General features: G+C 66.1%; 9 protein-coding genes. 6 read left to right on the top strand and 3 right to left on the bottom strand.

Features of this window, described 5'->3' with window-relative positions; genetic code table 11:
- The 6 genes from A7D27_RS24300 to A7D27_RS24275 form a co-directional block, all read left to right on the top strand.
- The coding region (locus A7D27_RS24300; protein WP_139134177.1) for a DUF2235 domain-containing protein at positions 1-1,219 on the top strand (1,219 nt) is incomplete at its 5' end.
- Positions 1,216-1,845, top strand: a complete 630-nt coding sequence (locus A7D27_RS24295) for a DUF2931 family protein (protein ID WP_069566364.1) — start codon at positions 1,216-1,218, stop codon at positions 1,843-1,845. The genes A7D27_RS24300 and A7D27_RS24295, both read left to right, overlap by 4 nt.
- Positions 1,846-1,857: 12 nt before the next feature.
- Positions 1,858-2,484: a DUF2931 family protein gene (locus tag A7D27_RS24290; protein WP_069566363.1), complete on the top strand. Its 627-nt coding sequence runs from the start codon at positions 1,858-1,860 to the stop codon at positions 2,482-2,484.
- 51 nt (positions 2,485-2,535) lie between these two features.
- On the top strand, positions 2,536-2,862 hold the full coding sequence (locus tag A7D27_RS24285) for a hypothetical protein (protein ID WP_069566362.1): 327 nt from the start codon (positions 2,536-2,538) through the stop codon (positions 2,860-2,862).
- Positions 2,859-3,488 carry a DUF2931 family protein gene (locus A7D27_RS24280; RefSeq protein ID WP_069566361.1) on the top strand — a complete coding sequence of 210 codons (630 nt, stop codon included), beginning with the start codon at positions 2,859-2,861 and terminating at the stop codon, positions 3,486-3,488. The genes A7D27_RS24285 and A7D27_RS24280 overlap by 4 nt, the downstream gene beginning before the upstream one ends.
- Before the next feature lie 12 nt (positions 3,489-3,500).
- The gene (locus tag A7D27_RS24275; protein WP_069566360.1) at positions 3,501-4,130 is read left to right on the top strand and encodes a DUF2931 family protein; all 630 of its coding nucleotides are present in this window, start codon (positions 3,501-3,503) and stop codon (positions 4,128-4,130) included.
- An 89-nt stretch (positions 4,131-4,219) separates the two neighbouring features.
- Here the strand turns inward: A7D27_RS24275 and A7D27_RS24270 are convergent, their stop codons facing one another.
- Genes A7D27_RS24270 through A7D27_RS24260 form a run of 3 tightly spaced genes read right to left on the bottom strand, consistent with a single transcriptional unit; the run spans position 4,220 to position 7,412 of the window.
- Positions 4,220-5,587 carry an OprD family porin gene (locus tag A7D27_RS24270; RefSeq protein WP_069566359.1) on the bottom strand — a complete coding sequence of 456 codons (1,368 nt, stop codon included), beginning with the start codon at positions 5,585-5,587 and terminating at the stop codon, positions 4,220-4,222.
- 29 nt (positions 5,588-5,616) lie between these two features.
- Entirely contained in the window at positions 5,617-6,405 is a 789-nt protein-coding gene (locus A7D27_RS24265) for an inositol monophosphatase family protein (RefSeq protein ID WP_069566358.1), read from the bottom strand.
- Positions 6,406-6,419: 14 nt separating this feature from the next.
- Entirely contained in the window at positions 6,420-7,412 is a 993-nt protein-coding gene (locus A7D27_RS24260; protein WP_069566357.1) for an extracellular solute-binding protein, read from the bottom strand.
- Between the last annotated feature and the right edge of the window lie 11 nt (positions 7,413-7,423).

Below are 7,423 nucleotides of genomic sequence, written 5' to 3'. Positions count from 1 at the left end.
TGCGGCGAGCAATGTGGCGTTGTTGCACCGCCTGTACACCGACAACACCGTCAACCAGATGCCAGCCGATGCCCAGCAGGGCGCAATCAAGGTCTATGTCGAAGGGATCGGTACGCAGAGTGAAGGCCGAGACAATCTCTATAGCCAGGCCACCGGTCAGGGCTCGTCTGGCGTAACCGCCCGGGTCAGGCAAAGTCCCGGCCTGATCGAAGAGCAAATCAAGTTTTTCCAAAACACCAACCCAGACGCCAATATTCGCACCCTCGAATTCGACATCTTCGGCTTCAGCCGGGGCGCCGCCTCCGCGCGCCACTTCGCCAACGAGGTGCTCAAGCCCGGGGGCGGGGTGCTGGCCCAGGTGCTGGGGCCCGCCCGTCTCGGCCTGCCGGCGGACTTCGACTGGGCCCGGGACGTGCAGATCAACTTCATCGGGCTGTTCGACACCGTGGCCGCCATCAACGCCCCGCTCAAGGGCGACTTTTCGGTCAATGACTACAACCCCGGCGTCAACCTCTACCTGCCGGCCGACTGCGCCCGCAAGGTGCTGCACATCACCGCGCGGGATGAAAAGCGCTGGCAGTTCGCCCTCAATCGGGTGTTCCCGGGGCATGAGGAGCTGGCGCTGCCGGGCGTCCATTCCAATATCGGCGGCGGCTACCGCCCGCTGCAGCAGGAGCGCCTGTTGCTCACGAAGCCGGAAGTCACCGTGGTCACGCCCCGGCGCCCCCTGGAGCACAGCCGCGCCTGGCAACAGGCCCTGCGGGAAGCCGACCGCCTCATGGGGCGGGGTCTGCCGGGCGACGGCGAACTCAGGCCCATCGCCTGGCGCGCGGCCCAGCCCACACATGAACGGGGGATGGTGCCCAGCGAGCGCTGGATGGTCGCCGTGGCCATGGATCGCAAGGTCTACGGCGACCTGTCCAAGGTGGCCCTGAGGGCCATGCATGAGGCGGCCCTGAATCACGAGGTGCCTTTCGAACCGCTTGAAGACGACCCCCGTTTCGTTCTGCCGAAGGACCTCGCCCCCATCGCCGAGAAGCTCCTTGCCTATGCCCGGGGTGCCAGCAGTCGCCTGACCTTGGAGGAAGAACGCCACCTGCTGGGCCGCTACATCCACACCTCCGCCCACTGGGTGCCAACTGCCGGCCTGTTGCTCAACAAACCGGCCAACCAACGGCTGGCCTACAACCAACGACCTCAAGAGGGTTACCCGGAATGACATGGCGTCTATTGATCGCCCTCCTGCTGCTCTTGCCGCTGAACGGCTGCGCCAGCAACGTTCCCCGCCTGCCCTATCCCACCTGGTACATCGGCGTGGGAGCACCCCGCCATATGGAGGTCTGGGTGGAAAGCGTGGATGTGGTCGATCGCCGCAACCTGGCCTTCGAGCGCGTACACGGTGGCGTAGCGGCCTACAACAATCGAGCCGAGGGTTGGTGGGAAGGTGGCGGCAAGATGAAACCCATCAACAACGTCGACCTGCCCAACCTCATCTTTGTGCGCTGGCAATCTCTGGTGGAACCCCAGGTCTACAAGTTGCGCATCACTATTCCGCAGTGGGTACGGGAAGAGATGGTCAAGCCACAGCGCACGATCTGCGTTCACTCCACCGAGAAGGAAACCCAATATCGCGACAGCATATCCATCGGCCTGGCCCCCGGGGGCATCGTTAAAGTTTGGCTTATGGGGCCCTGTCTCAAAGGCAAAGAGGTCGGCCGTTTCGTTGGGGTAGTCGAACGCAAGGGGCCGAGTCAAGGGCAGACGGAAGGCCGCTTTTACCGAGCCCCCAGCGAAGCTGCACGCACCTATATCGAACAGCACGGGATTCCCTATGACTCCTGGTAAGGGTTACCCGGAATGATCTTGCGACTGACCGTTGCCCTTCTGCTCCTTCCCCTGAGCGGCTGCGCGAGTGGCGGCCCTAAGCTCCCCTATCCCACCTGGTACATCGGCGCAGGCGCCCCACGGCATATGGAGGCCAGAGTCGAAAGTATGGATGTGGTTGATCGCCGCAACCTAGCCTTTGAACGCGTGTATAGCGGAGTGGTGGGCTATGCGGCAAAGACAGAAGGCTGGTGGAGTGGCGGGGGGGCCATGAAGCCGGTCAACAACGTCGACCTGCCCAATATCATCTTCGTGCGCTGGCAATCCCTGGTGGAGCCCCAGGTCTACAAGTTGCGCATTGATATCCCGGAGTGGGTACGGGAAGAAATGCTCGCTCCACGGGCCGAGTACTGCTCCGTCACCAAGCAAGTCGATACCAGCTACCGAAAGATGATCAGCATTGGCCTAGCGCCGGGAGGCATAGTCAAGGTTTGGGTAGGAGGGGCTTGCCTGCCCTTCAAGGAAGTTGGCCGTTTCGTTGGTGTAGTCGAACCCAGGGGCACGCACAAAGGGTACCGAGGAGGACACTTCACCCTGAAGCCAAGCGAAGCCGCGCGAGCCTATATCGAGCAGCACGGCATTCCGTATGACTCCTGGTGAAACCGCAGCCCGCCCGCCTATACCATGGCAAGGCTGGGGAGTCGCCGTGGCATGGCACGCACGGTCTACGGTGATCTGTCCAAGGTGGCCCTGCAGGCCATGCATGAGGCGGCCGTGAAGTTCGAAGTACCGCTGAAAGCGTTACCCGCCGAAGCAGCATTCCAACTGCCCGATGACCTCGCCCCCATCGCTGAAAAGCTGCTCGCCTATACGCGGGGTGCCAGCAATCGCCTGACTCACGAGGAAGAGCGTTACCTGCTGGGGCGCTACATCCACACCTCCGCCCACTGGGTGCCAACTGCCGGCCTGTTGCTCAACAAACCGGCCAATCAACGGCTGGCTTACAACCAGCGTCCTCAAGAGGGTTACCCGGAATGACTTTACGACTGATCGTTGTACTCCTGCTGCTCCTGCCCCTGAGCGGCTGTGCGAGTGGCGGCCCCAAGCTCCCTTATCCCACCTGGTACATCGGCGTGGGAGCACCCCGTCATATGGAAGTCTGGGTAGAAAGCGTAGATGTGGTCGATCGCCGCAACCTGGCCTTTGAGGGGGTGTATAGCGGAGTTGCGAGCTATGGCGCGAAAACGGCAGGCTGGTGGCAAGGCGGCGCGGGTTCCATGCCTATCAACAACGTTGACCTACCCAACCTCATCTTCGTGCGCTGGCAATCCCTGGTGGAGCCCCAGGTCTACAAATTGCGCATCACCATCCCGCAGTGGGTACGGGACGAGATGGTCAAGCCCCAGCGCACGGTCTGCGTACATTCCACCGAGGAGGAAATCCAATACCGCAAAGCCATCTCCATTGGCCTGGCTCCAGGGGGCATCGCCAAGGTCTGGGTGGGAGGGCCTTGTCTCAAAGGAAAGGAAATCGGCCGTTTCGTTGGGGTAGTCGAACGCAAGGGGCCAAGTCAGGGCCAGACAGAAGGCCGCTTCTACCGAGCCCCCAGCGAAGCTGCACGCGCCTACATCGAGCAGCACGGGATTCCCTATGACTCCTGGTAAGGGTTACCCGGAATGAATTTACGACTGATCGCTGTACTCCTGCTGCTCCTGCCCCTGAGCGGCTGTGCGAGTGGCGGCCCTAAGCTCCCCTATCCCACCTGGTACATCGGCGTGGGAGCACCCCGTCATATGGAAGTCTGGGTGGAAAGCGTGGACGTGGTCGACCGCCGTAACCTGGCCTACGAGCGTGTGTATGGCGGGGTGGTTGGCTATGGCGCAGAAACCAAAGGTTGGGGATTGGGTGTAGGAGGGTCCAAACCCGTTAACAACGTCGACCTGCCCAACATCATCTTCGTGCGCTGGCAATCCCTGGTGGAGCCCCAGGTCTACAAGTTGCGAATCACTATCCCACAGTGGGTACGGGACGAGATGGTCAAGCCCCAGCGCACGGTCTGCGTTCATTCCACCGAGGAGGAAACCCAGTACCGCAAAGCCATCTCCATCGGTCTCGCACCTGGCGGCATCGTCAAGGTCTGGGTGGGAGGGCCCTGTCTCAAAGGTAAGGAGATCGGCCGTTTCGTTGCGGTAGTCGAACCCAGGGGGCCACACAAAGGATACCGGGGGGGACGCTTCACCCTGAAGCCAAGCGAAGCCGCGCGAGCCTATATCGAGCAGCACGGCATTCCCTACGACTCCTGGTGAGGGCTACCCGGAATGACCTTACGACTGATCGTTGCCCTCCTGCCGCTCCTGCCCCTGAGCGGCTGTGCTGTCGCGGTGTAGTCCGGCCATCAGAACAACGCCAGGCTGTAGGTGAGGAAGACCCGGTTCTGGTCGACGTCGGTGCTGGCCTGGCTGCGCAGGCTGGCGTTGCGCCAGGTGATGCCCAGGCCCTTGGCCGGCCCGGCCTGCACCACGTAGGCCAGGGTGAAGTCCCGTTCCCACTCTTGCAAATGCCCGCGTTCGGAGCGGATGCCGCTGCCTTTGAGGTAGGCGATGTTGCTGGTCAGCCCCGGCAGCCCCCAGGTGCCGAAGTCCAGGCCGTACTGGGCCAGCCAGGTGCGTTCGCCGGCGCGGGCGAAGCTGTTCAACTGGCGGTCGGTGATGAGGTAGACGTCGCTGCCGTTGCCCTGGTTGGGCTGGATGAAGTGGCTGTCGCCGGTCAGGCGCTGGTAGCCGGCGCCGAGGGTGTGGGCGCCGAGGCTCCAACTGAACAGGGCGCTCCAGGCACGATTGTCCACCCGGCCGCGATGGGCGCCGCTCTCGCCGTTGCCGGGGCCGTAGTAGCCGGCGGCGGTGTAGCCCTCGGCGCGGCCGCTGTGGCTGGCGTTGCGGCCGCTGGCGCGGGTGTCGAAGTGGCGCAGGTCGGTCTTCAGCGTGCCCAGGGGCAGCGCCTGTTCGTGGTTGAGGCCGACGAAGTGCTGGCGATAGAAGTCCTCCAGTTGGCCCAGGTAGTACTGCACCTGCAACTGCTGGCTGACCTGGTAGTCCAGGCCGAGGAAGTCGAAGGCGTCGCTGTAGCGGGCCGGCGCCGCGCTGACGGCGTTGCCGGGCTTGCGCGGGCTGTTGGCGCCGTTGATGGAGAGGTCGTCGCGGTGGCTCTGGGCGCGCCCCTTGGCCTGGCGCAGGCGGCCGGCCAGCAGGGTGAGGTCGTCGAACTCGCGCACCGTCAGCTGGGCGCCTTCGAAGGTCTGCGGCAGCAGGCGCCCGTCGTTGGCCTTGATCACCGGCAGGCGCGGGATCAGGGTGCCGACCCGCGCCTCGCTGGCGCCGACACTCAGCTTGGCGGTGAGCCCGAGGCTGCTGTATTCGTCGCGGGCGCGGCCGTCGTGCTCCAGGGGGAACAGGGCGCTGGGGGTGCGGGCCTGGTCGGCCTTGCCGGCGCGGCCGCCACCGTCCAGGCGGAGGCCGAGCAGGCCGATGGCGTCGAGGCCGACGCCCACCGTGCCTTCGGTGTAGCCGGACTGGTAGTCCAGGCGCAGACCCTGGCCCCATTCCTCGGTCTGGCCGGCGTGGCCGTCGCGGTTGTCCTGGTTGAAGTAGAAGTTGCGCAGCGACAGGGTGGCGTGGCTGTCGTCGATGAAGCCGTCCGCCTCGGCCAGGCCCACGGCGAGGGCCAGTGACAGGGCGAGGGGGATGCGGGGATGGATGGCGGTCATGGCGTGTCCTCCTTGTGATCGTGGGCGGTTCAGGCCTGGTGCAGGCGCTCCAGGGCCTGGCGGTGCAGCTGGGGATCGCCGGCGGCCAGCACGCTGCTGCCGGAGCCAAGGCCGAGCGGGCGGCCCTGCCAGTCGCTGATCACCCCGCCGGCGCCTTCGATGACCGGCACCAGGGCGCAGTAGTCCACCGGCGCCATGCCGCCGCCGTCGGCCACCAGGTCGATGCGCCCCCGGGCGAGGTTGGCGTAGGCGCTGCAGGCGGCGCCGTAGAGACGCCAGCGGGTGGCGTCGCGCAGCCGGGCGAAGGCCGCCAGGTGGGTGTCCGGCAGGCTTTCCGGGTTGCTGCTGGCCAGCAGCGCGCGGGCTAGCTCGGCGCAGGGGCGGGTGCGCACCGGCTGGCCGTTGAGGCGGGTAGGCTGGCCTTCCACGCCGACCCAGCGCAGGCCGGCGATGGGCAGGTCGACCACCCCCAGCACCGGGCGCCCGTCGCGGCACAGGGCGATCAGCGTGCCGTACACCGGGACCCCGGCGATGAAGGCCTTGGTGCCGTCGATGGGGTCGAGCACCCAACTGAATTCGGCGTCGCGCTGGTGGTCGGGGTACTCCTCGCCCACCACGCCGAAGTTGGGGGTGTGGTGGGCGATGGCCTCGCGCAGCTCGTGCTCGATGGCGCGGTCGATGGCGGTGACGGGGCTGGCGTCGTCCTTGTCCTCGAAGGGCTGGCCGTCCTCCAGGGCGGTCTGCCAGTGGGCCTGCAGGCGGGCGCGGGCAAGGTCGGCGAGGTGTTCGGCGGTGGCGCGGTGGTGGCTGGCGGTCATGTCCGGCTCCGGTGTCAGAGGGCTTTGTCGAGGCCTTTCCAGGCGCTGAGGAAAGCGTCGCGGCCGGCGATGGCGGCCTGCTCGTCGGTGGGGAAGACGCTGATGTCCTTCAGCTCCGGCAGCTCGACGTGGGCGCTGACCTCGATGTCGCTGCGGCTCGGCCGGCGGTAGGCCTGCTCCAGCAGGGCGATCTGGGTGTCGCGGCTCAGCAGCAGGTCGTAGAGGCGCTTGCCGGCCTCGGGGTTGGGGCCGTTCTTCACCAGCACCAGGGCCTCTTCGGTGACGAAGGTGCCGTCGGCCGGGTAGACCAGGCGGATCTCCCGCTGGCCACCGGCGACATAGGCGTAGGCGTTGCCCTCGAAGGTCAGGCCGACGGTGTATTCGCCCTGGGCCACCTGGTTGAGCACGGCGCTGGAGTTGCGCGAGACCACCAGGTTGGCGGCCAGGCGGCGGAAGTCGTCCTCGCCCAGCAGTTGGCGCAGGCCCCAGAGTGCGGTGTAGGCGGTGGAGGTGGCGGTGGGGTCGCCGACGATGATCCGCCCCTTCCAGGCCGGGTCCAGCAGGTCGCGCCACTGGGTGGGCTCCTTGAGCCCGCCGAGCTGCTTGCGGTTCACCATCATCACCACCACCTGGATGTTGGCGGTGCTCCACAGCTGCTGCGGGTGCTGCTGCGCCTCGGGGATGGCCTGGGCCTGGGGCGAGCGGTAGGGCGCGTAGAGCGCGGTGAAGGCGCCCAGGGTGTTGGGCTGCGAACTCCAGAACACGTCGGCCCGAGCCGCCTGGCCCTCGGCCTCGATGCGCTTGAGCAGGGCGGCGCTGGAGCCGTTGACCACGCCTATCTTCAGGCCCGGGTCGAGGCGCTGGCCGCTGTCCAGCAGGGCCTGCACCGCCGAGTCGTTGTTGGTGGTGTAGAGCACCGCCTGCTCGCGGGCGAGGGCGGGTTGCAGCAGGTTGAGGGCGAGGGCGGCCAGCAGGGCGGGCAGCCGGTGCTTCCAGGTGGCGTTCATGGCGACTCCTT

This window comes from Pseudomonas sp. 1D4 (assembly GCF_001728925.1).
In the GTDB taxonomy this organism is placed as follows: domain Bacteria; phylum Pseudomonadota; class Gammaproteobacteria; order Pseudomonadales; family Pseudomonadaceae; genus Metapseudomonas; species Metapseudomonas otitidis.
Note: the sequence above shows the minus strand (reverse complement) of the source record. Positions and strands in the feature narration are given on the sequence as shown.

What these genes read in the sequence shown, in the direction of transcription:
- A7D27_RS24265 (WP_069566358.1), bottom strand. Translation starts at nt 6,405, where the DNA reads ATGACCGCCAGCCACCACCGCGCCACCGCCGAACACCTCGCCGACCTT.
- A7D27_RS24295 (WP_069566364.1), top strand. Translation starts at nt 1,216, where the DNA reads ATGACATGGCGTCTATTGATCGCCCTCCTGCTGCTCTTGCCGCTGAAC.
- A7D27_RS24270 (WP_069566359.1), bottom strand. Translation starts at nt 5,587, where the DNA reads ATGACCGCCATCCATCCCCGCATCCCCCTCGCCCTGTCACTGGCCCTC.
- A7D27_RS24285 (WP_069566362.1), top strand. Translation starts at nt 2,536, where the DNA reads ATGGCACGCACGGTCTACGGTGATCTGTCCAAGGTGGCCCTGCAGGCC.
- A7D27_RS24280 (WP_069566361.1), top strand. Translation starts at nt 2,859, where the DNA reads ATGACTTTACGACTGATCGTTGTACTCCTGCTGCTCCTGCCCCTGAGC.
- A7D27_RS24260 (WP_069566357.1), bottom strand. Translation starts at nt 7,412, where the DNA reads ATGAACGCCACCTGGAAGCACCGGCTGCCCGCCCTGCTGGCCGCCCTC.
- A7D27_RS24290 (WP_069566363.1), top strand. Translation starts at nt 1,858, where the DNA reads ATGATCTTGCGACTGACCGTTGCCCTTCTGCTCCTTCCCCTGAGCGGC.
- A7D27_RS24275 (WP_069566360.1), top strand. Translation starts at nt 3,501, where the DNA reads ATGAATTTACGACTGATCGCTGTACTCCTGCTGCTCCTGCCCCTGAGC.